Raw genomic sequence first — 25925 nt, 5'->3', positions numbered from 1 at the left:
TTTATAAAACTTAGCGACAATCATTAGAAAATCATTAAATGTAATAACTGGTTTTGGTCATCAGCTTTGAAATACCAGTCATGGCAATACGAACTGGAACAGGAAGGTCTACACCACCTGCATTGAGTGCTGTATCACGGTGATGCAGCTCATCTTCATTCATTTGCACTAAGATTTTACGTGAACGTTCGTCTTGTTCAGGAAGTTGGCGGATGTGATCTTCTAAATGCAGGCTCACTTGACGCTCAGTTTCAGCGACAAAACCTAGGCTGTATTGATCACCGGCAATACCTGCCAATGCACCCATCCCAAAAGAAAGGCCGTACCAAACAGGGTTGAGCAGACTGGTATGGCTGTCTAATTCTTTTAAGCGGTCTTCACACCAAGCCAAATGATCTTGTTCTTCAATCGCAGCTTGTTCCATTTCACGGCGTACATTTGGAAGTTTCGCGGTGAGGGCTTGGCCATGATAAAGCGCTTGAGCACACACTTCACCACTATGGTTGACCCGCATTAGACCTGCCACATGGCGTGCTTCGCTGACTGCAAGTTGCGTTTTTTCAGCAACAGACGGGTTTTCACGATGTGCAGCCGTTGCTCCGGGAACTAAACTACGTAAGGCCTGATCAAATGAGTGAATAAGTTTGTCGACACCTGTAAATTGACGCATGGATTAATCCTCCAGAGAGACTTGCGTAGTTTGAAGCAAAGGTTTGATGCGTAATAGCAGCCAAATACAAAAGATTGCACTGAGCACTGCGGTTATACAAAAAAGTATCTTAATATCAATCTTTAAAACACTCAGAATGATAATTGAAAATATAGCAGAAGATACCATAAATACCGCATTTAAAATGTTGTTTGCGGCAACGACTCGCGCACGATGTGAGCGTGGAGAGTAAGCTTGCATCATTGCATAGAGCGGAACGATGTAAAAACCACCACTAATACCCAATAAAGTCACGGCAATCATGACATGGTAATAGCCCCAACCTTGATGAAAAACTTCTGAAAGGGTAATAAGTGGGCCAGTTTGAGTCGGGACAAGCGTTAAACTAAGTGCTAAATACAGTGCAAATACCGTTAAACCTACAGCACCGATTGGAACCATCTTAATATTGACTTGGGTGCCGCCCAATTTACGACAAAGCAATGAACCCACGCCCACACCGACAGAGAAAAAGGTCAATAGCAAGCTAACGACATTTTCAGAAGCATGTAGGTTTTGCTGAGTCATTTGTGGAATTTGAGTGAGGTAGGTTGCACCATAAAACCAATACCACGAGTTCCCCAATAAAATGGTAAAAATCAGCGGTAAACTTTTGGCATATTTCATCGTTTGGTAACTGGTACGGAAAAAGTTCCAATCGATTTTTAAATCCGGTGTTGTGACATTTTGCTTAAGAATAAAACGACTGGTGATATAACCTAAAATAGCGATGGTCATCACTGTCAGGCTGATCCACATTAAATTGCCTTGTGATGAAGCAATCACAGCACCACCCAAGATCATCCCGAATAAAATCGCCATAGATGTTGCAGATTGGAAGAGCGCATTGCCTGACATCAGCTCATTGGGCTTTAAAATTTCAGGCAAAATCGCATATTTGATTGGACCAAAAAATGTCGAATGGATCCCCATCAAAAATAACGCCAGCAATAATAACCATAAATGACCGGTCAGAAAGCCAATACTGCCGATGATCATGATGATAATTTCTAAAATTTTGATGCCACGGACAAGTTGTGAACGTTCAAACTTATCTGCGATCTGTCCCGCTGTCGCTGAAAAAATAAAGTAGGGTAAAATAAACAATAATGCAGCCAGATTGTTTAGCGTGCTGATGGGTAATGCCTGTTGTTGGATTAATCCATAGGTGATGACCAACAATAAAGCCTGTTTATAGACATTGTCATTGAGCGCCCCAAAAAATTGGGTCAAAAACATAGGCAGGAAACGGCGTGTACCTAGCAGATGTTCGTTGTTATTCATAAGCGTCTTGCTACATTAAGTTTTATTAAGAAATGTGAGTGATTGGTAAAATCTCTAAAAAAATCATGTAATATGTTTTTGAGTTTGGAGATGGCGAAAAACCAATAGATATAAGATCTTTAGCTCTACATCTGGTTGATTAAGTCCATTACATAATGAAATTTGTTAGAGTTTGCTATGCCTGCAAAAATCAAGTTTAAAAAAACAATGCTTCATCACAGTATGGCTCACTGCATACGACAGCATCATAGCAATAAAAGTCTATATATGAGCATCTTTTTGACCTTGTGTGCTCAGCATAGTTTCGCCCAAACTCCCGCAGAAACGGTTCCAACATCTACCGATACAAAAGCAGAGATTGTTGCTGAAATCAAGGATGAGGCTGTAAAGCAAGGGCTATCGACGCCTGAAGCAATTGAAAAAATTGAAAATATAAATGAACCAGAAGAATCTGTTGATAGCATGAAAATGCTGCAAGAACAGCAGCAAGCAGGAACTCAACTACAAGAATTTAAACCCATTGAGTTTGAAGATTTAGAAAACTTACCCGTGACACCTGTTGATCAAAACATGGCGAATGAAATCTTCCAAGTTGCTGAAGAAGCCAAACGTCAGGCGCAGGAGTACCGTGCAACACAGCAAACAGAAGTTGCTGTTGCAGATATTACCCAAAAAGAGTTAACGGAAATTAACCAAGCGCCAGTCAATATTGATCAGCTCATGGGTGAAATTCGTTCGGATAATGAAATTACCGCGACACGAAATGAAAATGCCAATACTCTGCAAGAGCTGCATAACCCAACAGTTGAGGATGATGCAGAGCCGGGTATTTTCAAGCGCTTATTATATAAAGTACGTCCGCCACGTCAGATGAACACGGCAAAAGTGCCACGAATTAGTGCGGATGTTGAAATTACATCAGCACATAATACCAGTCAAACGTCGAGTAAAGCCTACGGTGCGGCACTGGAAGATCTCAAAGCCAATATTAAAGGCAAGCTTTCAAGTTTTACTCAAGAATCCTTTAGTGATTTTCCATCAGCTTTGCCTCAATTACGTAGCTTGTCCAATCAAGCCGCGCAAGCCGTGGGTTTCTATCAATCTGAATTCAAATTTGAAAAAGTGTCTGATAGTAAAGTTCGTGTATTGGTTACACCAAATACGCCTGTGCAAATTGAAAAACAGAATGTTGAATTTTCTGGGGCTGGGGCGAACCAAGCTCAGTTTCAGGTGATTGGTGTATTACCAGATCAGGAAGAAGGTGACATTCTTAATCATGGTAAATACGAAACGACGAAAGGCCGAATTAATGATGCAGCAACTAATAACGGTTATTTCGACTCGTACTGGCGTTTGCACGATGTAAGAGTGGCTCAACCACAAAATACAGCCGATATTAATTTGCGCTTTGAGACGGGCGAGCGTTATAAGCTTGGCGCAGTTGAATTTAGAATGAGCGATTCGAATGCAGAGTTTCCATTGGATCGCGATATTTTAGAAAGTTTGGTGACGTGGAAAGACGGTGCTGACTATACTTTCTGGCGTGTGAATGGTTTGGCTAATAACTTGACCAACTCTCGCTATTTTAACTACACCTTGGTTGATTCAATTCGACCAGACCCGATTGAAAAGCCACTTGAATTGCCCCCGGATATTCAAACCTTGGTCGATCAAAATCAGTTGTCAGAAAGTTCACAAGTAGTGAAAGACAAAACGGAAGTGATGTCGAATAAAGAAGTGACGCAAAAAGTGGTTAATGAAGACCAATTTGCGGGGGTGAATGATGTAGAGCAATCCTCTAAATTACGCAGTTTGCAAGATACGCAAGATGCTAAACAAGCAGAACAAGAACGTTTAAAAGCGCAAGCACGTGAAGATAAAAAAGTCCCTGTGATTGTGACACTAAATGCAGATAAGTTGAATAGTGCAGAAATTGGTGCTGGTTTTGGTACCGACACCGGTACACGTGTTCGTGGCCAGTATCGTCGTGCCATTGTAAACAAACGTGGTCATTCTTTTGACGCCAACATGGAAGTATCCAAAATCCGTCAATCGATTGATGGTCGCTATAACATTCCATATAACCATCCATTAAATGACTATGTCAGCTTAGTCGGTGGTTATGAGCGTGAAGAACGTGACGATGTCGGTCAAGGCGTTAATCTTTCGATTGAATCTGCTGTAGCTGGGGTTGACCGGATTATTAAAAACCCACGTGGTAATTGGCAGCATACTTTTGGTTTACGTTACCGTTTAGACCGTGTTACTGATGACGGACTTAATCCTAGTGATGACATTCCAGATGCATTCTTGGTGAATACCAACAATGAACAACAGTCCTTGATGTTTGGCTATGAAATTTCTCGAACCGACTCTGATAAACGTGTGAATCCGAGTAAAGGGATTAAGCAAACCTATAAAGTTGAAGTCGGAAGTGAAAGCTTACTTTCGGATGTTGATATGGCTATCTTGAATGCGGGCTGGCGCTTTATTTATTCATTGGGTGAAAATGATAATCACCAGTTCGTGGGGCGCAGTGATGTAGGTTATATTCTGACAGAGAACTTTGATAAAGTTCCTTATAACTTACGCTACTTTACCGGTGGTGACCAAACCATTCGTGGCTTTGACTATAAGAGTTTAGCTGCCGAAAAAAATGGCTATAAAATTGGTGGTCAAGTCTTGGCAACGGGTTCATTAGAATATAACTACCAATTTAAAGAAGGCTGGCGTGCTGCGGTCTTTAGTGACTTTGGTAATGCGTACGATAAAGACTTCAATACACCGACTGCATATAGCGCAGGTGTGGGGATACGTTGGGCTTCTCCAATTGGCCCAATTCGTTTAGATGTCGCTACCGGACTTTCTGACGACAGCAAACCAATTCGTTTACATTTCTTTATTGGTTCACAATTATAATTTTTAGGTGATGTGTTTTTTATGACTGAACAAGAACAGCAAGAACCAGAAAACGAAACGCCGGTAGAGCAACTGCCGAAGAAGCGTCGTATTCTTCGAAGTGTCATTTTGACCTTCGTGTTCGTGCTTATCTTTTTGGTGGCTGCATTAGCAGTCATGTTTTCTACAGACAAAGGCAGTAAGTTTTTACTTGACCGTGTTCTGGAACGTCAGCAAATCATTCACTATGAATATGAAGGTGGTAACCTGTGGCGGGGCATTATTCTACGAAATGTCCTCGTTACGCTAAAACCTGTCGATGTAAAAATTGACCGTGCCGATATTACACTCGGTTGGCGCGCCATTATTAATAAAGAAATTCATTTAAATAAGGCAGATGTTAAAAATCTGCAAATTATTACCAAGACCCCACCTAGCGATAAACCTTTTGTATTTAGTGTAATCCGTTTGCCGTTCGTACTTCGTGTCGATCATGCAGATTTAGATCATATGTTGATTAAAACCCATAGTTCAGGTGTGGATTTTTATGATATTGAATTAAATGAAGCGCTTTGGTCAGGGACGGAATTAAAATTTGAAGATACCCGTATGGATATGGGCTATTTATCTGTGCGCCAAGCGTCTGGGAATATGAAATTTGAAGGCAAGTATCCGCTAAATGCTGTGGGGATTGTCAACTTACCTTCACTACGTGAAAGCTTGAACATTCATGATATTCAAGTGGTGGCTAAAGGATCTCTTGATACGATTCAAGCTGGTGTGGCAACTCATACCCCAGATCTTTTAACTGGTTGGGCTGTGGTTCATCCAATGCGTCCACATGTTCCAATGTTTGGTGCACTCAAATTTAAAAACTATCATTTACCTTTACTGACGGAGCAAAAGCTTTTTGCTAAAAATGGTCTGGCAAAATTCAAAGGGGATATTCAGCGTCTTAATTTAGATTTAGACACGGACCTGAGCGGTGCCAATATCCCTGAAGGTAAATATACTGCGCTCATGAGTACGGACTTGGTCAACCAACTTGATATTACTAACCTAAATGGACAAGTAATGGGCGGCGCTGTCAACTTGGGTGGCGTGGTGAGTTGGAAAGATCAGGTCACTTGGGATGTAAGTGGTCGTTTAGATAAAATTAATCCAAAACATAAGCTGATCCCGCAGGTGGTTCAAGATTTTCTACCTGTAAATTTAAACAGTAAGATTGCGTCTAAAGGGACCCTTGAAAAAGGCATGCACCTGACGGCGTTGGTGGATTTTGACCAATATGAAACTTGGAATTTAAAACTCGATCAAGCGCCGGCCAAAAATAATAAAGCTCAGCCGATGCTGATGGATGTGTCTTGGAAAAATATAGACCGTGCAGTGCCATATGTTGGATGGTTGAGTAGTGATTCGGGCAATGTGCAATTGGCGCTTACAGAAGGTCAGCAGAACATCAACGTGGCGACCACCGTGTCAAGACATGAAAAAGGTGCTCTGCCTGCTGGACAATATCAAGCCAAACTGAATCTGAAAAATAACAATCTCAATGTCCCTGCCTTTAGTTATGTGGCCGACAAAGGTCAGCTCAAAGGTAATGCAGTTGTAGAGTTGCCTGATCAAAAACGTATGCTGAAATGGCAAGCCAATGTACAAGCACAGCAGTTCAATCCGCAAACCATCGTAGCTGCTGCGCCTGTCGATCAAATTACAGGGTCATTAAAAGCCAATGGTTATGCAAAACCAAATCAACAGATTATTCAGCTGAATAATATTGATTTGTTAGGCCGACTAGCACAGCAAAATGAAACGGTTCATTTAACAGGTAAATCTACTGCTGCGCTGACTTTCCATGATGAGAAACAAGGTGGAGGCTTTAAAGCTTTTGCTGTGAATTATAATGGTGGCCTCAATGCAAGCCAAGTTGCCGCAAGTAAAGGCAGTTTGATTTTCAAAGTATCGGGTACACCTGAATTAATTAAAATAGCCGAGCTACGTCATGATGGCGTGGCAGGTAAAATTTCTGCCAATGGACAAGTTTTACTACAAAAAGCCATTGGTTGGGATATCAATGCATCACTGGTGCATTTTAAGCCGCATTACTTTGCCTCAAATGTACGGGGTGAATTATCTGGAAATTTAAAAACCAGTGGTGTGTGGTCAGATACGCTAAAACGTATTCAAATTGAACGTCTGAATTTGGCAGGTATGATCAATAACAAACCTGTCCGTGGTCAAGGTAACTTGGCGATGGTGATTAATTCAAATCAATCTGGTTTTATGCCAAAACAGTTTGAAGCGAATAATTTACTGTTGGCTTATGCCAATAACCAAATTCAAGCCACAGGTAATGCACAAAATTTACAATTGAAAATTAATGCACCGGCATTATATGAAATTTATGCAGGCCTACGTGGACGTGCTTATGGCTACTTAAATGTTCAAGCACAACCACGACTGCAAGCATCTGCCAATATCGCAATAGATGATTTTGCTTTTAATAATTTATTCAGTGTGAAAAAAATACGGGTGCAAGGCGAGTTGCCAACTTCTGCGACTTCACCAAGTTTATTAACGGCAACGATGGATAATTTACGCAGTAACAACCGTGAGATTGTGAAAGGTCAAATTTCACTAGCAGGAACACGTAATGCGCATTTATTAAAAGTCAGTGCTGAAAATAAATTATCAAAATTTTATGTGCAGTTAGCTGGTGGTTTTAATGCACAAAATAATTGGCTTGGTCAGATTCAAAAAGGCGATTTTGACTCCTTACGTACCCGTCTTGTGCAGCGTCAAAATGCATCGATTATTTACAACACTGCACAGTCTGACTTATTTGTTGGCGCACATTGTTGGATGAGCCAGCAAAGTGAATTATGTTTTGATCAGCCGATTCGTGTGAATAAAAACCGCGGCAATGTATCCTTTGTGACAAAGAACCTAGACTTAAATGATTTTGCAGCATTTATGCCTGAAGGCCTGGCGATCACGGGTAAAGTGAATGGTTATGCGAAAGCGTCTTGGGCGAAAGGTGCAAAACCTAAAATTGATGCACGTTTAGTGACTCGTGACGGTTTACTCGGTTTAGCGGCTGAAGATCCACAGTATTTAGCATCCACTTTAAAATATGATGAAGTAGGTTTGATTGCGAAAAGTGTCACTGAAGGGCTACAAATTCGACTCGATACCAAAGCTCCTGATATTGGTACAGGTTATGCCAATATTATTATTGATCCGTATAAAGCCAATAAACCGATCCGCGGTGAAGTGGCCTTTAACCAAGTTCAATTGAAAATCTTAAAACCATTTATACAAGATGTCCGTTCAATGGGCGGTACGGTGTCTTATGCGGCAAAAATTAGCGGAACATTGTCACAGCCTTTAATGGATGGTGAGATTCGAGTGAAAAATGGCTCGATTAGCATGATTTCATTACCTGTGAACTTGACCAATATTCAGTTGTATTCTGCTGTACGTCAAAACCACGCGACGATTGATGGTGCATTTAATAGTGGTCGTGGTGTGGGCAAATTAACCGGAAATATTGACTGGAAAAATGATCCACGTATCCAGTTGAATTTAACGGGTAATGAAATGTTAGTCCGTCAAGCGCCATTGATCACCGCTGTTGTAACGCCTGATTTATCTTTAGATGTGCTGCCTTTCAGTAAGAAATTAACCTTAAAAGGTAAAATTGATGTGCCGCGTGCATTGATTTCGATGCCGGAATCTTCTGCAACAGTGGTTGGGGTATCTTCAGATGTACGTGTGGTACATGAAGGTGATAACCAACTTGAGATCTTAAAATCGGCACGTCCTTGGGATATTCGCGCTGACGTACAGGTAAATATTGGTAATCAAGTGATTTTCCAAGGTTTTGATAGCCGAATTCCGTTGATTGGTCGTTTGAATTTGACACAACGTGGTTTAGAAACAGCAATGCGTGCCAATGGTGCAATCGGTGTTTCTCAGCGTGTGAAAATCGAAGCTTATGGTCAAAGTCTTGACTTGAACCGTGCGATTGCCCGTTTCAATGGACCATTGGCGAACCCAACTTTAGATATTGATGCCAATAAAGCCGTACAAGGCAGTACCGTTGGTGTTCGTGTGACGGGTACAGCATCAAGTCCTGCAATTCAGGTGTATAACGATGCAGGTCTGTCTGAACAAGAAGCCTTAAATGCCTTAATTACAGGTCGTATCAATGAAGGAAGTTCAGGTTTAAGTCAGGCGGAAGGTTTCCGTTCTGATGTGAACAATACGATTGCTGCAGCCGGTATTAGTATGGGCTTGGGTGGTACACGTGCATTGACCAATCAAATTGGTCGTACATTTGGTTTGAGTGGTTTGGCATTGGATGCTCAAGGAACAGGGGATGATACTCAGGTTTCTGTGACGGGTTATATCACACCTGACTTATTCATTCGTTATGGCGTCGGAGTATTTACACCAGTGAATAAACTGACCTTACGTTATCAAATGAATCAACGTTTGTACTTGGAAGCGAGTCAGTCTTTAGAACGAGCAATCGACTTGTTCTATAATTGGCGCTTCTAAGAGAAGTCAAAATTTGAGTATAAAAAACGCAGCTTAGGCTGCGTTTTTTATACAAATGATGAGCTGAGAAATCAATCTTTAAACGTATCATTCAGTGCCTGTTGTACCGCTTCAACACGAGACTTACAGGCTTTATAGGCTTGCATCGACTCTTCAATGATTTTCATAAGATTATCAATATCGGGTTCTTGCTGAGATTCGAGTAATTCAGCATTACGTTTTAAAACTTCATAGCCTTCTTTAAAACTTAGAGTATCAGTCGTCATGATTTTTTACCTGTATATGTTGAATGTCAGCCGTGATGATGCCGTCTTGCATTTCAATTTCAATCGGTGAATGCGTTGAAGGCTGAAGATTTTTCGTTGCGCGAATGGCGTGACCTTGCTGCCGGACGATGGCATAACCTTTGGAAAGCACATGAGCAGGGTTTTGCAGTAAAGTCTCACGCATGAGTATTTCAATATTCTGTGCAGCTGTTTTAAGTTGTAACTGAGCAAAATAAGCAGTGTTATCTTGGTATTGTTGTAATAGCTGAGTTGAGTCATTGATTTGACTCTGTGCCAAGGTCTTTATGACTTGTAGTAACTGATCATTTTGACTTTGATATAGAGCAATTTGATGTTGTGAGCGTAGTTGAATGCTTTGTAAGGCCTCTAAAACTTCTTGTGTTCGCTCAACTATATGATTACGAATCCCCCCAATCACTTTACTCGGGGTGTCGAAAGAGCGATGTGCAATTTCATCTAAGATCGTGCGGTCTTTTTCATGGCCGATACCGACCCAAATTGGCACGCTACGCTTAGATAAAAGTGCAGCCAAATCATAATCATTCAGATAAGCAAGATCGTTAACAGCACCGCCACCACGAATAATCACGATCAAATCTGGCGCAGTTTGAAAGTCATTGGCCCATTGTCTTAAACCCAGTGCTAAAGCATCTCGGATACTTTGTGCTGCGGTATTCCCTTGAAAGGTTGCAGCATGATAGACAAATTCACACACGCCAGCATGTTGTAACGCATCTGCATCTTTTTTAAAGTCACCTAAGCCTGCTGCATTTTCAGGTGCGATAACCAAGACATGCTGAATATCAAATGGCGCAGGCAAGTTTCGATTTTTATGAATCAGACCTTCGCTGGTGAGTTTTTCTAAAATTTGTTGATAACGTCGAGCTAGATCACCCAAGGTAAAACTCGAATCAATTTCTTCGATATTGACTGAAAAGCCGTACTGCGGGTCAAATTTGGCACGCACTTTAACTAAGACATTTAAGTCACGACTGAGCTCAATACCGCTTTCACGTTCAAATTTTCCGACAACTTTATTTGCAGTAAATTTCCAAATCGTGGCCTTACAACTGGCAATGACTTTATCGCTTTCTTGTTCTTTTTCAGCCAATTCTAAATAGTAATGTCCACCTTTGATGTTTAAATTTCGAATCTCGGCTTTGACCCAAACGGCATCATCAAAAGCCAACTGAATGACTTCTTTGACCGCAGATAGGTATTCGCTCAGCGTTAATTGAACATCAGACATAATTTAAAATAGGAGAAGATACAAATGAATATTCATTTAAATACTAAATAAATATTCAGCAATTGCAAATGATCATTTCGGTTAAAACAATAGAAGGACTAAGCGGCGCTACAACATAGTGTTTCATTTCACACGAAGCAGTTCGTTCCAATTACTCAGGTAAGCGGGGGAACACAGATTTTTTTTCATCCGCCATGTTGCAGCATCGTCCTGCGTTAAGCCGATCGAGACAAAATGATGCCCAAATTTTTTTTGAATATCGTCGATGGTGTCGGACAGTTTCAAACGGCTTTGTCTTCGCGTCATATCGCAAAACAAATCTGGGGTGAAATTTTGCTGTGGAATGATTTCTAATAACACCACACCGGCTTTTTTATATTTAAATCCCGCTTTAAAGATTTTTTCGACGGCACGCGTTGCTGCTTGGGTGATGCTAATTAAGTCATCGGTATGCTCATTCAGTGTAATGGCCAGATAGGGTGCGTATTTTTCAGTAGAATTAAAGCGACTCGTTTGAATAAAAACTCCCACCATACGACATAGAGAATGATCTGCTCTTAAACGTGCGACGGCTCGCGCGATATACACACGAATAGAGGCCTTAATATCTTCCAGTTCGTAGACCGGCTGACCATAGGAACGACTACTGAAAATTTGCTGTTTGCTCGGCGCTTCTTCTTCAATAGACAGACAAGATAGACCTTGCAGTTCCAAGACGGTTTTTTCCATCACCACACTAAATTTTTTTCGAATATCTTTAGGCTGTGCGTTGATCAGATCTAGAACATGATGAATGCCAAGCTGATTCAGGGCTTTTGTATGATTGCGACCGACGCCCCAAACTTCATTGACTGGTGTCTGGGCAAGGAGTTGTTCTGAGGAACAAGGGTCCATTTCAACTAAATTGCACACACCGTTCAAATAAGCATTTTTTTTGGCAAAATGGTTGGCCATTTTGGCTTCCGTTTTAGAGCGACCAATCCCGACACAGCAGGTTAAACCTAGCCATTTTAGGATCGTATCTCGTATTTCTTTGGCATATAGGCTCAAATCAAACAGTTCTTGATAGGCAGTGAAATCTAAAAAACACTCATCGATCGAGTAAACTTCACGGTCTTCGGGGCCGACATACAGGCCTAAAATATTCATAAATCGATTAGACATTTCGGTGTAGAGAGCATAGTTACTCGACAACACCTGAACATGATGCTGTTGGATTAAATCCTGAATTTGATAGACCGGCACAGCCATTTTAATCCCGAGGTCTTTGGCTTCCTGACTTCGAGATACAACACAGCCATCGTTATTGGACAGCACGACGACAGGGACATTATTGAGCTTTGGGTTAAAGACACGCTCACAACTGACGTAGCAGTTGTTAAGGTCAACTAACGCAAATATTTTATTTGCAGCTTTCATGACGAATTCTTGTGTTTAGGTGTGTGATGAGCGCTTATAAAATTGCTTTAAATTAAAGGTCACAACACCCTGAACAACGATAGATTCGCTATCTGAAGGGATAATATGCGCATAGGCCGGATTTTCTGCTTTTAGCCAAATTTGGGGTAAGACTTTATTAGGGTCACCAAAAATGTCGGCAATTTCTTCTTTTGACATTTTCGCGGTGATCATCAAACGCTTTAAGGTGATTTCACGATTATCAATTAGTGCGACTACGATATCGCCATGTTTGGCTTCTAAGCTTCGATCCACCAAAAAAGTATCATTAATTTCAAAGCCAGCATTGAGTAAAGACTCGCTATCGACATGCGCAACAAATGTAGCGAGCGGGTTAATCACCAAATAATCGTTCAGGTCTAAGACTTTTTCAAAAACATCTTTATTGGCGAAAGCTGGGCCAGCAGGAATACGTTCCAAGGCAACGGGAAGTTCAATACGGGTATTTTTTTGAACAGGCTGAACATTGAGCGAAGAATCCAAAAATGGATCTTTAGGAGGTTCTTGAGATTGCTGTTCAAGCAGGGCATTGATGGTGGGACTCGGTTTACCATCTTCGCCCATGAGCTGTTGCAAAGACGACCAAGCTTGGTCCGAAAAATAAATTGGCAGTTTTTTTGACATATTTTGCTCCTACGCAACGTGGCGTGTTTGAAGAAAATTACTTTTTTTAGGATACGCGTTGGGCAGGTCAAATTTCAAATTAATAAAACCTTTAAAATCAAAACTACGACAAGTTGAGTCGTTTTAAATATTGCAAAAATCATCATCGGCTCACAGAAAATGGCGTGCTGTATTTTGAATAAAGGCTGCATTGCTGCCCAATCGCAGAAAGCAGAAGGATTGCTAAAAATTGCAATAAACAACTCGTTTAGTTGCCATAAACTTGATAAGTTAAATTTTTATATTCAGAAATAGACATGATGAAAAATATATGGATTTTAGCTGCACTGACAGCATTTATGGCGGGTTGTAGTACAACACAGCAAACTGAAAATACACCAGAAAAAATTGGTATGGCAAATCCAGCCAGCCAATATTGTGTAGAGCAAAAAGGTAAACTTGAAATTCGTGATGAAGCAAATGGTCAGGTAGGGTATTGCCATCTGCCAAACGGGCAAGTGGTTGAAGAGTGGGTATTATTCCGTAGTAGCCAAACTGAATGTGTAGCTGATAAGGCTAAGACGCTGATTGGTCAAGCAAAATTGACTGAAGATCAGATCAAGGCGATTAGCCAAGCTCAAATTGTCCGTTTAGTAAAACCTGGGCAGCCAATAACAATGGATTATCGTGTAGAGCGCGTCACCGTCACCGTAAATCCAATCAATCAAAAGATTATTCAAGCAACTTGCGGTTAATTCAAACGCATAAAAAAGGCCCGAAAGGGCTTTTTTTGTTTGTTCGGCTGCGACTAATTTAAATGACAAATCCATTACGATCTTTTATATTGCCCCTCGTAAGGAGAAGTTCATGAAAAAGTTATTTGCTTTATCCGTTATGGTGGCTTTGGTCGGCTGTGCTGAGAAAAAACCATTAACCCCTGAAGAGCAGTGGCAGGGTTACTGCCGCAGTGTAGGTAATGCTGCACGTACGATTATGTTAGATCGTCAAAATGCAATTGAAAAAGACAAAGCAGTTGAGCATGCCAGCAAGATTGAGGATGAAACCACCAAAGGCTTTATCCTGAACATCATTGATGAAGTTTATGCCTTGCCGCAAGCTGAGATTAATGCTGATGTTGAAAAAGCACGTGAAAAAATTCGTGCTGAGTTTACTGAAAAATGTATCGCAACACCGCATACTGAAATGCCAGATTATAAACCGTTCTAAGGAACGGTTTTTTATGCGAGAAAGCGCGTAAAGCAAACCCCGTTGTATTCATCAGCGAGTAGTTACAAGGGTAGCAATTCTTTTAACCATATGATGGAGTTCATGCATTTCGCCGATGCCTATTTCTCTTAGGGGTATTTTAAACACGAGATACTCAAACATTTAAAATAGCCTAACCAAAGCGAAATACAAATTGTGACAACTTGCTAAATCATAAATATAGAAAAGCAAATCTTTTTAATGAATAATGAAATGGAGAATAAAAAAACAGTAGAGGAGTAGAATATGGACGTTATCGGTTATATGCATCACTCAGATCTACTCCTAGAAGATGAACAAGGCGTAGCAATTATCGGTGGTGGGAACTACGTGCTCAGCATTGGAGATAAAGTCACATTACGCCAAAAAGTAGATGAATTTTCTCAACGCTATTTGGTCGATATCAGCTTTGCAAGTAATCAACATCAAACCACATGTCAGGACGAATGGTGCCTCAGATTTACAGGCGATCGAGCAGAACTTCAGCAATATATCACTGCAACCACTGTACACTAAGGTGGAATATCCAATACTGATAAAAACAGGCAACATTTAGTTGCCTTTTTTTGATGGTTAATTTTAGTCAAAAGTTAATATGCGCAAGAAAAGCGTGTTCTAAGTATTGATTTTGCTTAATGTATAAACGATATGAGGATCATTTATTTATAAAATAACGGGCATCACGAAGAAACACTTGTAGTGCATTAACTTTTAACTGGAATTTTAGTAAAATTTAGCAGTCCATATTATTTGCGTAGCTTTATTTAAAGCAGGAATGCGTAAATAATTTTTTAAAAAAGAGGAATAACACCGTGCTAGAAGCTTACCGCCAACACGTTGAAGAACGTGCCGCACTCGGAGTCCCACCGAAGCCACTTGACGATGCTCAAACAGCTGCATTAGTTGAATTATTAAAAAACCCACCAGCTGGCGAAGAAGCATTTTTAGTTGATTTACTAGAAAACCGTGTTCCAGCGGGTGTTGACCAAGCTGCATACGTTAAAGCTGCTTTCTTAGCTGCTTTGGCAAAAGGCGAAGCGACTTCTCCACTAGTAACTAAAGAACGTGCGGTTTACCTACTAGGTACTATGCTTGGTGGTTATAACGTTGCTCCTTTAGTTGCACTTCTTGATGATGCAGAGCTTGCTGAATTAGCTGCTGACGCACTTAAGAAAACTCTTCTTGTATTTGATGCGTTCCACGACGTTGCTGATAAAGCAAAAGCGGGCAATGCGAATGCACAAGCAGTTATGCAATCTTGGGCTGACGCTGAATGGTTCACTAGCCGTAAAGACGTTCCTGAAGAAATCAAACTTACAGTTTTCAAAGTAACTGGCGAAACTAACACAGACGACTTGTCACCTGCACAAGACGCGTGGAGCCGTCCAGACATTCCGTTACACGCTAACGCAATGCTTAAAAACGTACGTGACGGTATCAACCCAGAAGTTCCTGGTGAAGTTGGTCCTCTTAACCAAATCAAAGACCTTATCGCGAAAGGCAACCAAGTTGCTTACGTAGGTGACGTTGTTGGTACTGGTTCTTCTCGTAAGTCAGCAACTAACTCTGTACTTTGGTTCTTCGGTGACGAAATTGCTCACATCCCGAACAAAAAAGACGGCGGTTACTGCTTAGGTTCTAAAATTGCTCCGATTTTCTTCAACACAATGGAAGATGCTGGTGCATTACCAGTAGAAATCGATGTTCAAAACATGAACATGGGCGACGAAATCGTTCTTAAGATCGATCACGCTGCTGCTAAAGTAACTGCGTTCAAAGATGGCGCTCAAATCGCTGAATCTGAACTTAAAACTCCAGTTCTTCTAGACGAAGTACGTGCTGGTGGCCGTATCAACCTTATCGTTGGTCGTGGTTTAACAACTAAAGCTCGTGAAGCGCTAGGTCTTGCACCTTCAACTTTATTCCGTACTCCAGTTCAACCTGCAGCTACTGGTAAAGGTTTCACTCAAGCTCAAAAAATGGTTGGTCGCGCTTGTGGTCTTCCTGAAGGTCAAGGTGTACTTCCTGGTACTTACTGTGAACCTAAGATGACGACTGTTGGTTCGCAAGATACAACAGGTCCAATGACTCGTGACGAATTGAAAGACTTAGCTTGCCTAGGCTTCTCTGCTGACCTAGTTATGCAATCTTTCTGTCATACAGCTGCGTATCCAAAACCAGTTGACGTTCAAATGCAACACTCGCTTCCTGATTTCATCATGAACCGTGGTGGTGTATCACTACGTCCAGGTGACGGTATTATCCACTCTTGGTTAAACCGTATGCTTCTTCCAGATACAGTAGGTACTGGCGGTGACTCGCATACTCGTTTCCCAATTGGTATTTCATTCCCAGCGGGTTCTGGTCTTGTAGCGTTTGCTGCTGCAACTGGCGTTATGCCACTAGACATGCCTGAGTCTGTACTTGTTAAGTTCAAAGGTAAAATGCAACCTGGTATCACTCTACGTGACCTAGTACATGCGATTCCTTACGTTGCGATCCAACAAGGCGACTTAACTGTAGAGAAAAAAGGTAAGAAAAACATCTTCTCTGGCCGTATCCTTGAGATCGACCTTACAGAAATGGAAACTGACCTTACTGTTGAGCAAGCGTTCGAACTTTCTGACGCATCTGCTGAACGTTCTGCTGCTGGTTGTTCTATCACGCTTTCTGAAGAGAAAGTTGCTGAATACCTTAAATCAAACATTACTATGTTGAAATGGATGATCTCTGAAGGTTATGGCGATGCGCGTACTATGGCTCGTCGTGTAGAGAACATGGAAAAATGGTTGGCTAACCCATCACTTCTTAAAGCTGATGCTGACGCTGAATACACTAAAGTGTACGAAATCGACCTTTCTACAATCACTGAACCAGTTCTTTGCTGCCCGAATGACCCAGATGACGCTAAATTGCTTTCTGACGTTCAAGGCGTGAAAATTGACGAAGTATTCGTTGGTTCATGTATGACTAACATCGGTCACTTCCGTGCAGCTGGTAAACTTCTAGACAAAGTTCCTGGTGGTTCTTTATCTACTCGTCTATGGTTGGCTCCTCCAACTCGTATGGATGAACGTCAATTGATGGAAGAAGGTTTCTACAACATTTATGGTAAGGCTGGCGCTCGTACAGAAATGCCAGGTTGTTCATTATGTATGGGTAACCAAGCACGTGTAGCTCCGAACACTACTTGTGTATCGACTTCTACTCGTAACTTCCCGAACCGTCTAGGTCAAGGTGCGAACGTTTACTTAGCTTCTGCTGAGCTTGCTTCTGTTGCTGCTGTACTTGGTAAATTACCAACTCCAGCTGAGTACCAAGAATACGCAGCTCAAATTGATAGCATGTCTGCCGACATCTACCAATACTTAAGCTTCGACAAAATGGGCGACTATACTGACGCTGCTAAAGACGTTGATACTAAGAAAATTGCTGCTGCTCAATTGTCTTAATTGATTAAGTAGTTAATAAGAAAATCCCACGTCATGTGGGATTTTCTTTATATAAAATTGCAATAGAAATAGCAAAATAATATTTTAGAAATTAGACATATGAAACTAAAAAACATTACACTTATACTATTAACACTTTGTTCATCAAATATTTTTGCCGAGGTATCTTTTACAAAGCTAGCAAATATTAAGTTAGTTGATGAAAATGCATATCGAACAAACTCAGAAGTACAATCTGACATTGAAGATTTGATCCAAGCAAAAAAATTCAAAGAAATCTCAACTAACGCCAATCAACTCTTAAATAGCGAAGAATATAATTTTGATGGTAAATTTAAACACACAAGTTATTTAGATTCTTTTCTTAGAATCGTAAATAAGCATCGTGTAACATCTTCAAATTATTACAAAGAGAATATTGCTCAAGGACAGAAATGGATCAAAGCTGAACCAGAATCACCATTAGGTTATATTTATTATGCAATGTGGGTTAGGCAACAGGCTTGGAGTGTTAGAGGGGGAAGTTATAGTTCACAGGTATCGCAAAATAATATGCAATATTTTGCTGATAAATCAATGCAGAATTTAAATTTTCTAATGGAAAATTATGATGTTGCATCAAAAGATCCTTTTTATTACTACATTCTTTTAATGACGCTACGTGATTTAGGTTTTGAAGAAAATTATCTAAGAGCTTATCAAGATGGAATTGTAAAATATCCAAAACAGAGAGTTATTTATAATACATTTATGGAAAGTTTTGAGCCAAAGTGGTTTGGAGAAAATTATGATGCTATTCAAATGATTATTAATGATATACAGGAAATGAATCCTGCAGAAAAAGATTTTCATTATTATCATATTCTATATACAGTACATAACAATAAGTATGATTTGAAAAAACTAAATGTAAATTGGGCTAGGGTTGAGCAAGGTGCCGTAGATTCTTTAAGTAAACTTACTTCTTTGAGTAAAATAAATGATGTGCAAAAATTGTATTGCTCTTATCCTGGGAATAGAGTGAGGTTGGAACGGTTATTAAAATCCTTTAAACAAGGACAATTAGAAAAAAGCTATATAGAAAATAGTTTGAATAACTGTCAAAAATAGAAATAATCGCCTCTTAATTGGAGGCTTTTATTTATAAATGTTATTTACAGTTCTAAGAATACAACGTTTAATCACAACTAATATTATTTTACAGTAGCATAGATCAGTGCCCAAACAATCCCGATTCCTCTGTATTGGTGGCTTCCTCAACGGAACCCAAGTCAAAGACCAAGGTGAAAGCTTTGTCTGCGTCGAAAATGGCAAACAGGTGACTTACCACAAAAAAGAAATCTTTAACCAAGATGCTTGGGATCAAGATTACTATGTCTGTGAAACCACCAGTGATAAAGAGGCGCATAACTGGGTATTCGATATCAAATAATGTCTCAAAATTCCTGTTTTTCAGTCATAAACGACCAATGCTTAGCACATCACATACGCTGAGCATTTTTATTTATTTCACTTATTAGACTTCAAAAATGTGTAGTAGAAGAAGGGGGGTAAATAGCTTATTTACATTTTTCTAGCTGAAAAAACTCCAATGATTATGTAAAAAGGTAAATAAAATTGAGCACTTAAGATTAAATTATGAATTATGAGCTAGATGCTTTTTTGACAATTGTCGTGGCGGTTTTGGTTTTATTTATCGGTTATTTCTTCGTACACAAAATTTCAATCCTGAAAAAATACAACATTCCTGAACCTGTAGCAGGCGGTTTGGTCGCTGCGATTATCACATTTATATTATTTAAAAACTTTAATATCACCGTAAATTTTGATGCCAAAATTCAGCAAATATTCATGCTGATGTTCTTTACATCGGTAGGCTTGAGCGCAAGTCTTGGAAAACTCAAAGAAGGCGGAAAAGCACTGGTACTGTTTTTAGGCTGTGTGATTGTATTTGTCATGCTGCAAAATATCGTTGGCATCAGTTTGGCCAAAGTTTTGGGATTAAATCCACTCATCGGCTTAATTACAGGTTCCGTAACACTTACAGGTGGTCACGGTACAGCAGGCGCATGGGGTACAGTCTTTGAACAAGATCATGGTATACAAGGTGCAGTCGTACTCGGTATGGCAAGTGCAACCTTCGGCTTGGTGATTGGCGGCATGATGGGCGGGCCAGTGGCGAAATTCCTCATCCGCCGTTTTCAGTTGGCAGAAGAACTTGTACCGACATCAGGGCGTAATGAAGCACCGCCTGCATCTGAAACGGCACCATTCGAATATCCTGAAAAAACTCGTTTAATTACCGCAGATGATGCCGTCAAAACGATGGGGATGTTTGCCATCTGTATCAGCTTTGCTTATTTCATGACAGAGTTTGCTCGTGGACAGTGGTTTGAATTACCTACCTTCGTTTGGGCTTTAACGTGTGGTGTATTTTTAAGAAACACCCTTGAACTTGGCTTTAAAATTGAAATGTTTGATCGCTGTATCGATGTATTTGGTAACGCATCCTTGGCATTATTTTTATCCATGGCGCTGATGTCATTGCAGCTCTGGTTATTGGCAGATCTTGCAGGCCCGCTGGTGATTATTTTACTGGTACAAACCCTAGTTTTAGCACTGTATCTATACTTTGTAACTTTTAGGATCATGGGAAAAAGCTATGACGCAGCCGTACTTTGTGCAGGGCAATGTGGTGTAAATTTGGGTGCAACACCGACAGCGATTGCCAATATTCAGGCAGTGACCAATACCTATGGGCCATCACATAAAGCCTTTTTGATTATTCCTTTGACAGGGGCATTCTTTGTAGATATTGTCAATGCTGTGGTCATTCAGGCAACGATAGGCTTCTTTGGTTAATACTATATATAGCTTTAAAAATGCTAAAGCATCTAGATAGAGTGCTTTAGCATTTCATTTTTCACCATCTTATTGATCAAGAATAATAAACAATGAAAGTTTTAAAATATCATTTACCTTACATCAAATTGTTCATGCTATTTGTATTAACAGCACTTCCATTTTCTATAACCTTTTCAGCCGAAATTGATGTCCGAAAGACCATCGTTCAAGCAAAAAATAACGATAAACAGGCGCTTTATGATTTGGCTGTACTGAAACATATGGGGCTAGAAGGTGTGGAGATTAATCTGCCTGAAGCCATAGCGCTGTATAAGCGTGCTTCTGCCTTAGGGCATCGCTCAGCAAATCAAAATTTGGGATTGATGTATTACAAAGGTGTAGGAGTAAAAGTAGATTATGCAGAAGCCGCAAAATGGTTTGAGATCGGTGCTGAAAGGAACTTAGATGATTCAAAGCGTATGCTTTTGATCATGAATAAATATGAACTCATTCCAAGGAATGATAAAAAATTTGAAAGTCTATTGATTGAATTTGCAAATAAAGGCAAGCAAGAAGATATCGAACAATTGGCCGACTATTATTACTATACGAAGCAAAATATGCAGCTTGCTGAAAAGCCAACGATGTTGTTGGCTGAACAAGGCTTGGCTCAATATCAGTCCCGTTTGGGTATGATTTATTATCAAGGTATTGATGCAAAGCCTGATTATAAAAAGGCTTATCCGTGGTTTTTAAAGGCTGCGGAAGCAAATGATTTGAACGGAAAAATTAGCGTAGCAAGTTTTTATTTGGGTGGGCTAGGCGTACAGCGAGATTTTGAAAAAGCAGTGCATTGGTTTAATGAGGCTTATGCACAAGACCCAGTATATACCTGTGAATTGTTGAATTTTGCACATCGTGAATTAAATAATTCGACGTCAAGCTGTACATCACGTAAATCAAAAATTGCCCCATAGCATGGGGCAAAATCATTCTTAAATTACCGCTTTTCTAATTTAAACGCCGTTGCAGTGAAAAAAGCCACATTGCTGCCGAGCTCATCGGATATTTCAACTTGATAATGCGCTAGCTTTTTTGAGCCGCCAATTAACTTTGCAGTGGCAATGAACCGTTTGCCTTTGACCTGACCCATATAGCGGATTTCAGTTTGCATGCCGATAAATAAATCTTCGCCTGCATTGCACGCACGCGCGTAACTTGCATCTGCGATGGCAAAAATAACTGCCCCATGCACTGTGCCCAGTACATTTAAATGCTGCGGCTGAATGCTTAACTCCGCAATTGATTTTTCAAAACTTTTAAATGTAATGTCGATCCCTAAAAACTGGGCAAAAGGATCTAAATATTGTTCTGACATAAGCTTTCCCTTAAATGAGTCGTCATTTTGATTGAGAAATCACACTTTAAAATCTACTATTACAGACAAAATAACACTCTAATCAGACAAAATTTAAAGTAGATAAAGATATGCAGCGGGTAGCGATTTTACTGACAGAGCATTGCTGGGCAATGCATGTATGTTTGGTTCAAGACTTTTTTCATATCGTCAATTCGCTATTAAAGCAGGAGTCTGAACCGCCTTTTTACCAAACAGAATGTATTGCATTGCATCGGGGGCAAGTGAGCTCAGCCACCGGTTTAAAATTTGAAGCAGCCCAAAGTATTGCTGAATGCACAGACTTTGATGTATTGGTCATTCCGGGTATAGAAGGGCAATATTTGACTGAAGATAGCTCTGATATTCAACATATTTGTACATGGCTGAATGATCAGGTTATTCACAAAACAACCGTTATTGCCTTGAGCACGGCGGCGTACTTCTTCGCGCAAAATTTGCAGTGTAATGATCAGCTACTCACGATGCATTGGGCGTTTTTAAATCGGCTGCAGCGGCAGTTCCCACAGGCAAAACTTACAGCGCAGCATGATTACTTGAGTGATGATCGGGTCATGACAGCCAGCAGTTTGAAAGGGTGCTTTTATGCGCTATTGCATTGGATCGCTCAGCATCATAGTGAAAATTTTGCCCAATACTGCGCATCGTATTTATTGGTGCATTTAGAGCAGTATATTCCGCCTTCGTTGCCTCAGCACCATCATCACCATGACCTTGCAGTGAAACAGGTGCAGCAAAAATTGGAACGTGATTATGCACAAACCATCTCTTTGGCTGAATTGGCAGACAGTGTCGGTATAAATGAGCGGACGTTGACACGCCGCTTTCATCAAGCGACACAGCTCAGTATTAATGAATATTTACAGCAGGTTCGACTCAAAAAAGCCAAAGTACTGTTGCTGCAAACAAGACTGAGCATACAGCAGATTTCAATCCAAATCGGCTATGAAAATGCGAATTTTTTTATACGGTTGTTTAAAAAAGCATATGGAACGACGCCAGCAGCATGGCGAAAGGCGCAGTGAATACAGGGTTTTATTTGCATAGCGTGACACAGCTTCAAAGATGCAAAAACTTGAAAACCCTAAAATGCGGACATTAAAAAGCCCCATGGTTAAGTGCTATCCCAGATAGCTGAATTATAATAATATTCTATAGGGTTTTTTAATAAGACTATATAAAACAACAAATTAAATAAAAATGAATAACATGATCCACCTTAAAAACTTCTTCTTAAATCCATTCTAATTGAACATATTGGACGCTTTGGACAAAAAATAAGTTAAGATGAAAGACTATTTACGCCAAGATTACGCCAGAAATGAAACTACCAAAAGCAAGGAAACGTGGAGAGTCATACCGCATTGAACTGATGTTTAATGGTAAGCGCATTAGTGCTACGCGAGATACTGAAAAGGAGTGTGAGAAATGGGCCATGCTCAAAATTCTAGAATTGAAAACTGAGCAAAATAAAAATCAAAGCGAAGTCAAACAACATTATCCATTTTCCGCATTAATGCATAAGTACTATGAGGAAATTGGAAGGCATAAGAAATCTAGCCGAACCATTAGAATCTCAATCAAGCAGTTTCTTGATACCTATCCTGTTATCTCGGAAATGTCAGTGCACGACATTACCCCACAAATTCTGACCGACTGGCGCAACTCAAGACTAAAAAATGTGAGTGTTGGTACTGTGCTTCGTGATATATCTTTATTTTCTGCCATCTTTACCTATGCACAGAAAGAACTCTTCCTTATTGAAAGCAATCCGTTCTCCATGGTTAGCAAACCATCTCAGCCAAAATCAAGAAATCGACGCATAAGCAATGCTGAAATTGATTTGGTGCTAGAAGCTCATAATTATGCGAGAGGGCAGATCCCAACCGAGATACAGCATTTTATTGCCTGGGCTTTTCTTTTCGCTATTGAAACAACTATGCGGCAAGGGGAGATACTATCTATTAAAAGGTCGAATATCCATAAAGACTATATCCATCTGCCTGACACCAAGAATGGCCACTCGCGTGATGTGCCATTAATGGATAGTGCGAAAGAGTTATTAAAATTAATTCCAGACAATGGATCCGACAAGCTAATTGAGATAAGTAGCAGCACTTTTCAAAATACGTTTAGCAAAAGGGTGAAAAAGGCAAATATAAAGGAACTACATTTCCATGATACTCGACATGAAGGAATTACTAGATTAGTTAAATTGAGAAAGGTGCCAATTGAGATTCTAATGAAAATTACCGGTCACAAGACTGCCGGTATCTTGATTAATACTTATTATAATCCCACAGCAAGCGAAATCAGTGAGATGCTGAACGGGTCTAATTGACCCGTTTTGATCCGCGTTTATTTCTTTGTGGCTTTGATAGGATCATCATGGCCACCTTGGTTTCATAAAGATGCTTACCTTCAGTTCCTTGGTTATAGCCTTCAAGCTTTTTGATGATTGTGGTTTTGGTTAATCCATATTTCTCAACCAACCACGACACTGGAACCAAAGCGGGCAAATCCTCCATCTTAAGTTGAACAATTTTCCCACCAAAGATGCTCTGTCCAAGATAAAGCTGAGGCTCAACATCAGCTTCAACAGTAATGGTGTACTTAAGTGCTCCCATCATTCACCTCCATACAACTTTCTACATCTGCGATGGCTTGAGCCAATTGACTCATAGGGCGACTATTCGCCTCTTGATTGATTACTGCATCCATTGCTTTCTCTAGCCCGCCAAATTGTTCAACCAACTCATAGGACTCGACTAAGTGTTTTAGGTCATCAAAATCCTGATCTGAAACCAAGTCACCACGCCGCATAAACCATCGATCCTCTGGGCATGCACAGTTTAGAATGCAGACTCTCGCATCATTCCATCCAAACTTTTGAATAAATTCTTTTGCATTCATGAAACCTCTCCCAACGCCTTCACCACGCCATACTGATCAAACTTCGCGATATATGACGACAGCATGTGGTAATACAGATCAGCATCTTCACCAACTTTAAGAATCACACCAGTACCATTGCTCACACGCTTATGCAGTGCCATCACTAAGCTATCAATAAAACCACCCATTCCACGACTAAGATCGGTAGCAGCTGCAATATTGAATAATGAGCCGGTCTGACCTGCATTCAAAACCAAATTGAAAGGCTTCTCTTTATACAGCTGATCAATGATGAAGTTGGCCACCTGAATGTTTGTTTGTTGGATTTCAGTCATTGGCAGGCTCCTGTGCTTTCAATAGACCTTTATAAATCTGCTCAACCCACAGATGCTCATTGATATCATCAGTCCCAGCTACCGCATACATTAATTCAGCGTTTAATTCTTTTTTTACCAGTTGATAACCTTCCGGCACCGCTTGGGCTTTGGCTAATTCTGCTCGAAGTTGATCAATCACCATTGAAGCCTGGCGACAGATTTCCAGAAGCTCATCTTTGGTATACTGTTCAGCATGCGACATCATCAAATGACTGATTTCAGTACCTTGATCCAGGTTGTCAGCATCAAACACCCAAACCTCTTTTGGAAAATCCTGTGTATCAAATGACAGCTCTTTTGATTCTTTAATATCCATCACGCCACCTCATCATCTAAAAAGGTAGTTTCATTCCACCAATTAGGGTTTTCTTCCAAATATTTAGAATGTTCATCAGCGGAAAGATTCCATTCCTCAAGAGTGACCGCTTCAGCAATGCACTCACCAACTGTTTCAAATGCTTCAATAGCCTCTCTACGCAAACGTTGAACAACTTGCTCACCCAATTCTTTTGATGGAACAGGGTATAAAATTTCTTCTGAATCAGGTTCTTCGGGAATATTGACTGCCCATAATTTTTGATTTTCCATCACGCCACCTTCTTTAATTTTCATGCTGCTTTCAC

At 40.3% G+C, this 25925-nt stretch carries 24 protein-coding genes; 12 read left to right on the top strand and 12 right to left on the bottom strand.

All coding sequences use genetic code 11. From position 1 onward, the window contains the following. Nucleotides 1-34: 34 nt before the first annotated feature. Both coq7 and FTT88_RS00720 read right to left on the bottom strand, forming a co-directional pair. A complete protein-coding gene (gene coq7, locus FTT88_RS00725; protein WP_168377720.1) occupies nucleotides 35-670 on the bottom strand; it encodes a 2-polyprenyl-3-methyl-6-methoxy-1,4-benzoquinone monooxygenase in 636 nt (211 codons plus the stop codon). Between the two features lie 3 nt (nucleotides 671-673). Further along, nucleotides 674-1993: an MFS transporter gene (locus FTT88_RS00720; protein ID WP_168377719.1), complete on the bottom strand. Its 1320-nt coding sequence runs from the start codon at nucleotides 1991-1993 to the stop codon at nucleotides 674-676. Nucleotides 1994-2170: 177 nt separating this feature from the next. Between FTT88_RS00720 and FTT88_RS00715 the strand changes: the two genes are divergently transcribed. Both FTT88_RS00715 and FTT88_RS00710 read left to right on the top strand, forming a co-directional pair. Then, complete coding sequence (locus FTT88_RS00715; protein ID WP_180173623.1) at nucleotides 2171-4912, top strand: autotransporter assembly complex family protein; 2742 nt, start codon at nucleotides 2171-2173, stop codon at nucleotides 4910-4912. Between the two features lie 21 nt (nucleotides 4913-4933). Continuing rightward, nucleotides 4934-9454, top strand: coding sequence for a translocation/assembly module TamB domain-containing protein (locus FTT88_RS00710; protein ID WP_180173622.1), 4521 nt, complete (start codon nucleotides 4934-4936; stop codon nucleotides 9452-9454). Between the two features lie 71 nt (nucleotides 9455-9525). Here the strand turns inward: FTT88_RS00710 and xseB are convergent, their stop codons facing one another. The 4 genes from xseB to FTT88_RS00690 all read right to left on the bottom strand — a co-directional run bounded on the left by xseB (nucleotide 9526) and on the right by FTT88_RS00690 (nucleotide 13072). Beyond that, the gene (gene xseB, locus FTT88_RS00705) at nucleotides 9526-9720 is read right to left on the bottom strand and encodes an exodeoxyribonuclease VII small subunit (protein WP_180173621.1); all 195 of its coding nucleotides are present in this window, start codon (nucleotides 9718-9720) and stop codon (nucleotides 9526-9528) included. Continuing rightward, a complete protein-coding gene (xseA, locus tag FTT88_RS00700; protein WP_180173620.1) occupies nucleotides 9710-10990 on the bottom strand; it encodes an exodeoxyribonuclease VII large subunit in 1281 nt (426 codons plus the stop codon). The genes xseB and xseA overlap by 11 nt, the downstream gene beginning before the upstream one ends. A 123-nt stretch (nucleotides 10991-11113) precedes the next feature. Continuing rightward, nucleotides 11114-12409 carry a Y-family DNA polymerase gene (locus tag FTT88_RS00695; RefSeq protein WP_180173619.1) on the bottom strand — a complete coding sequence of 432 codons (1296 nt, stop codon included), beginning with the start codon at nucleotides 12407-12409 and terminating at the stop codon, nucleotides 11114-11116. Nucleotides 12410-12424: 15 nt separating this feature from the next. Beyond that, nucleotides 12425-13072, bottom strand: coding sequence for a LexA family transcriptional regulator (locus FTT88_RS00690; RefSeq protein ID WP_180105534.1), 648 nt, complete (start codon nucleotides 13070-13072; stop codon nucleotides 12425-12427). Nucleotides 13073-13371: 299 nt separating this feature from the next. On the opposite strand from FTT88_RS00690, the gene FTT88_RS00685 reads away from it, so the two are divergent. From FTT88_RS00685 to FTT88_RS00650, 8 genes are all read left to right on the top strand, one after another. Beyond that, entirely contained in the window at nucleotides 13372-13806 is a 435-nt protein-coding gene (locus FTT88_RS00685; protein ID WP_373886697.1) for an I78 family peptidase inhibitor, read from the top strand. Nucleotides 13807-13918: 112 nt separating this feature from the next. Further along, nucleotides 13919-14278, top strand: a complete 360-nt coding sequence (locus FTT88_RS00680; RefSeq protein WP_078188547.1) for a hypothetical protein — start codon at nucleotides 13919-13921, stop codon at nucleotides 14276-14278. A 285-nt stretch (nucleotides 14279-14563) separates the two neighbouring features. Continuing rightward, on the top strand, nucleotides 14564-14833 hold the full coding sequence (locus FTT88_RS00675; RefSeq protein WP_078189189.1) for a hypothetical protein: 270 nt from the start codon (nucleotides 14564-14566) through the stop codon (nucleotides 14831-14833). A gap of 296 nt (nucleotides 14834-15129) precedes the next feature. Further along, complete coding sequence (locus tag FTT88_RS00670) at nucleotides 15130-17769, top strand: bifunctional aconitate hydratase 2/2-methylisocitrate dehydratase (protein WP_180173617.1); 2640 nt, start codon at nucleotides 15130-15132, stop codon at nucleotides 17767-17769. A 99-nt stretch (nucleotides 17770-17868) separates the two neighbouring features. Beyond that, entirely contained in the window at nucleotides 17869-18879 is a 1011-nt protein-coding gene (locus tag FTT88_RS00665; protein ID WP_180173616.1) for a hypothetical protein, read from the top strand. Between the two features lie 106 nt (nucleotides 18880-18985). Next, nucleotides 18986-19201, top strand: a complete 216-nt coding sequence (locus FTT88_RS00660; RefSeq protein ID WP_180040400.1) for a hypothetical protein — start codon at nucleotides 18986-18988, stop codon at nucleotides 19199-19201. 206 nt (nucleotides 19202-19407) lie between these two features. Continuing rightward, complete coding sequence (gene gltS, locus FTT88_RS00655; RefSeq protein WP_180173615.1) at nucleotides 19408-20631, top strand: sodium/glutamate symporter; 1224 nt, start codon at nucleotides 19408-19410, stop codon at nucleotides 20629-20631. Nucleotides 20632-20723: 92 nt separating this feature from the next. Beyond that, nucleotides 20724-21590 carry a tetratricopeptide repeat protein gene (locus tag FTT88_RS00650; RefSeq protein WP_180173614.1) on the top strand — a complete coding sequence of 289 codons (867 nt, stop codon included), beginning with the start codon at nucleotides 20724-20726 and terminating at the stop codon, nucleotides 21588-21590. 23 nt (nucleotides 21591-21613) lie between these two features. On the opposite strand, the gene FTT88_RS00645 is transcribed toward FTT88_RS00650, so the two are convergent. Then, a complete protein-coding gene (locus tag FTT88_RS00645; RefSeq protein WP_180173613.1) occupies nucleotides 21614-21991 on the bottom strand; it encodes a PaaI family thioesterase in 378 nt (125 codons plus the stop codon). A 110-nt stretch (nucleotides 21992-22101) separates the two neighbouring features. Between FTT88_RS00645 and FTT88_RS00640 the strand changes: the two genes are divergently transcribed. After that, nucleotides 22102-23055: a GlxA family transcriptional regulator gene (locus tag FTT88_RS00640; RefSeq protein WP_180173612.1), complete on the top strand. Its 954-nt coding sequence runs from the start codon at nucleotides 22102-22104 to the stop codon at nucleotides 23053-23055. Nucleotides 23056-23351: 296 nt separating this feature from the next. Further along, complete coding sequence (locus tag FTT88_RS00635; RefSeq protein WP_180173611.1) at nucleotides 23352-24371, top strand: site-specific integrase; 1020 nt, start codon at nucleotides 23352-23354, stop codon at nucleotides 24369-24371. Here FTT88_RS00635 and FTT88_RS00630 read toward each other — a convergent pair. Genes FTT88_RS00630 through FTT88_RS00610 form a run of 5 tightly spaced genes read right to left on the bottom strand, consistent with a single transcriptional unit; the run spans nucleotide 24364 to nucleotide 25914 of the window. Then, nucleotides 24364-24660, bottom strand: a complete 297-nt coding sequence (locus FTT88_RS00630) for a hypothetical protein (protein ID WP_228129707.1) — start codon at nucleotides 24658-24660, stop codon at nucleotides 24364-24366. The genes FTT88_RS00635 and FTT88_RS00630 overlap by 8 nt on opposite strands. Further along, complete coding sequence (locus FTT88_RS00625; RefSeq protein WP_180173610.1) at nucleotides 24644-24943, bottom strand: hypothetical protein; 300 nt, start codon at nucleotides 24941-24943, stop codon at nucleotides 24644-24646. Before FTT88_RS00625 ends, FTT88_RS00630 begins: the two co-directional genes overlap by 17 nt. Then, a complete protein-coding gene (locus FTT88_RS00620) occupies nucleotides 24940-25260 on the bottom strand; it encodes a hypothetical protein (protein WP_180173609.1) in 321 nt (106 codons plus the stop codon). The genes FTT88_RS00625 and FTT88_RS00620 overlap by 4 nt, the downstream gene beginning before the upstream one ends. Further along, entirely contained in the window at nucleotides 25253-25618 is a 366-nt protein-coding gene (locus FTT88_RS00615) for a hypothetical protein (protein WP_180173608.1), read from the bottom strand. The genes FTT88_RS00620 and FTT88_RS00615 overlap by 8 nt, the downstream gene beginning before the upstream one ends. After that, the gene (locus tag FTT88_RS00610) at nucleotides 25618-25914 is read right to left on the bottom strand and encodes a hypothetical protein (protein WP_257233000.1); all 297 of its coding nucleotides are present in this window, start codon (nucleotides 25912-25914) and stop codon (nucleotides 25618-25620) included. Before FTT88_RS00610 ends, FTT88_RS00615 begins: the two co-directional genes overlap by 1 nt. Between the last annotated feature and the right edge of the window lie 11 nt (nucleotides 25915-25925).

Source organism: Acinetobacter sp. YH01024 (genome assembly GCF_013420195.1).
GTDB lineage: Bacteria > Pseudomonadota > Gammaproteobacteria > Pseudomonadales > Moraxellaceae > Acinetobacter > Acinetobacter amyesii.
Note: the sequence above shows the minus strand (reverse complement) of the source record. Positions and strands in the feature narration are given on the sequence as shown.

Excerpts from the sequence above, each read along its gene's own strand:
- FTT88_RS00630 (WP_228129707.1), bottom strand. The coding sequence starts at position 24,660 with ATGATGGGAGCACTTAAGTACACCATTACTGTTGAAGCTGATGTTGAG.
- FTT88_RS00685 (WP_373886697.1), top strand. The coding sequence starts at position 13,372 with ATGAAAAATATATGGATTTTAGCTGCACTGACAGCATTTATGGCGGGT.
- FTT88_RS00620 (WP_180173609.1), bottom strand. The coding sequence starts at position 25,260 with ATGACTGAAATCCAACAAACAAACATTCAGGTGGCCAACTTCATCATT.
- FTT88_RS00615 (WP_180173608.1), bottom strand. The coding sequence starts at position 25,618 with ATGGATATTAAAGAATCAAAAGAGCTGTCATTTGATACACAGGATTTT.
- xseA (WP_180173620.1), bottom strand. The coding sequence starts at position 10,990 with ATGTCTGATGTTCAATTAACGCTGAGCGAATACCTATCTGCGGTCAAA.
- FTT88_RS00645 (WP_180173613.1), bottom strand. The coding sequence starts at position 21,991 with ATGTCAGAACAATATTTAGATCCTTTTGCCCAGTTTTTAGGGATCGAC.
- FTT88_RS00650 (WP_180173614.1), top strand. The coding sequence starts at position 20,724 with ATGAAAGTTTTAAAATATCATTTACCTTACATCAAATTGTTCATGCTA.
- FTT88_RS00665 (WP_180173616.1), top strand. The coding sequence starts at position 17,869 with ATGAAACTAAAAAACATTACACTTATACTATTAACACTTTGTTCATCA.
- FTT88_RS00625 (WP_180173610.1), bottom strand. The coding sequence starts at position 24,943 with ATGAATGCAAAAGAATTTATTCAAAAGTTTGGATGGAATGATGCGAGA.
- FTT88_RS00610 (WP_257233000.1), bottom strand. The coding sequence starts at position 25,914 with ATGAAAATTAAAGAAGGTGGCGTGATGGAAAATCAAAAATTATGGGCA.
- FTT88_RS00690 (WP_180105534.1), bottom strand. The coding sequence starts at position 13,072 with ATGTCAAAAAAACTGCCAATTTATTTTTCGGACCAAGCTTGGTCGTCT.
- FTT88_RS00635 (WP_180173611.1), top strand. The coding sequence starts at position 23,352 with ATGAAACTACCAAAAGCAAGGAAACGTGGAGAGTCATACCGCATTGAA.
- FTT88_RS00675 (WP_078189189.1), top strand. The coding sequence starts at position 14,564 with ATGGACGTTATCGGTTATATGCATCACTCAGATCTACTCCTAGAAGAT.
- FTT88_RS00695 (WP_180173619.1), bottom strand. The coding sequence starts at position 12,409 with ATGAAAGCTGCAAATAAAATATTTGCGTTAGTTGACCTTAACAACTGC.
- coq7 (WP_168377720.1), bottom strand. The coding sequence starts at position 670 with ATGCGTCAATTTACAGGTGTCGACAAACTTATTCACTCATTTGATCAG.
- FTT88_RS00710 (WP_180173622.1), top strand. The coding sequence starts at position 4,934 with ATGACTGAACAAGAACAGCAAGAACCAGAAAACGAAACGCCGGTAGAG.
- xseB (WP_180173621.1), bottom strand. The coding sequence starts at position 9,720 with ATGACGACTGATACTCTAAGTTTTAAAGAAGGCTATGAAGTTTTAAAA.
- FTT88_RS00715 (WP_180173623.1), top strand. The coding sequence starts at position 2,171 with ATGCCTGCAAAAATCAAGTTTAAAAAAACAATGCTTCATCACAGTATG.
- FTT88_RS00720 (WP_168377719.1), bottom strand. The coding sequence starts at position 1,993 with ATGAATAACAACGAACATCTGCTAGGTACACGCCGTTTCCTGCCTATG.
- gltS (WP_180173615.1), top strand. The coding sequence starts at position 19,408 with ATGAATTATGAGCTAGATGCTTTTTTGACAATTGTCGTGGCGGTTTTG.
- FTT88_RS00640 (WP_180173612.1), top strand. The coding sequence starts at position 22,102 with ATGCAGCGGGTAGCGATTTTACTGACAGAGCATTGCTGGGCAATGCAT.
- FTT88_RS00680 (WP_078188547.1), top strand. The coding sequence starts at position 13,919 with ATGAAAAAGTTATTTGCTTTATCCGTTATGGTGGCTTTGGTCGGCTGT.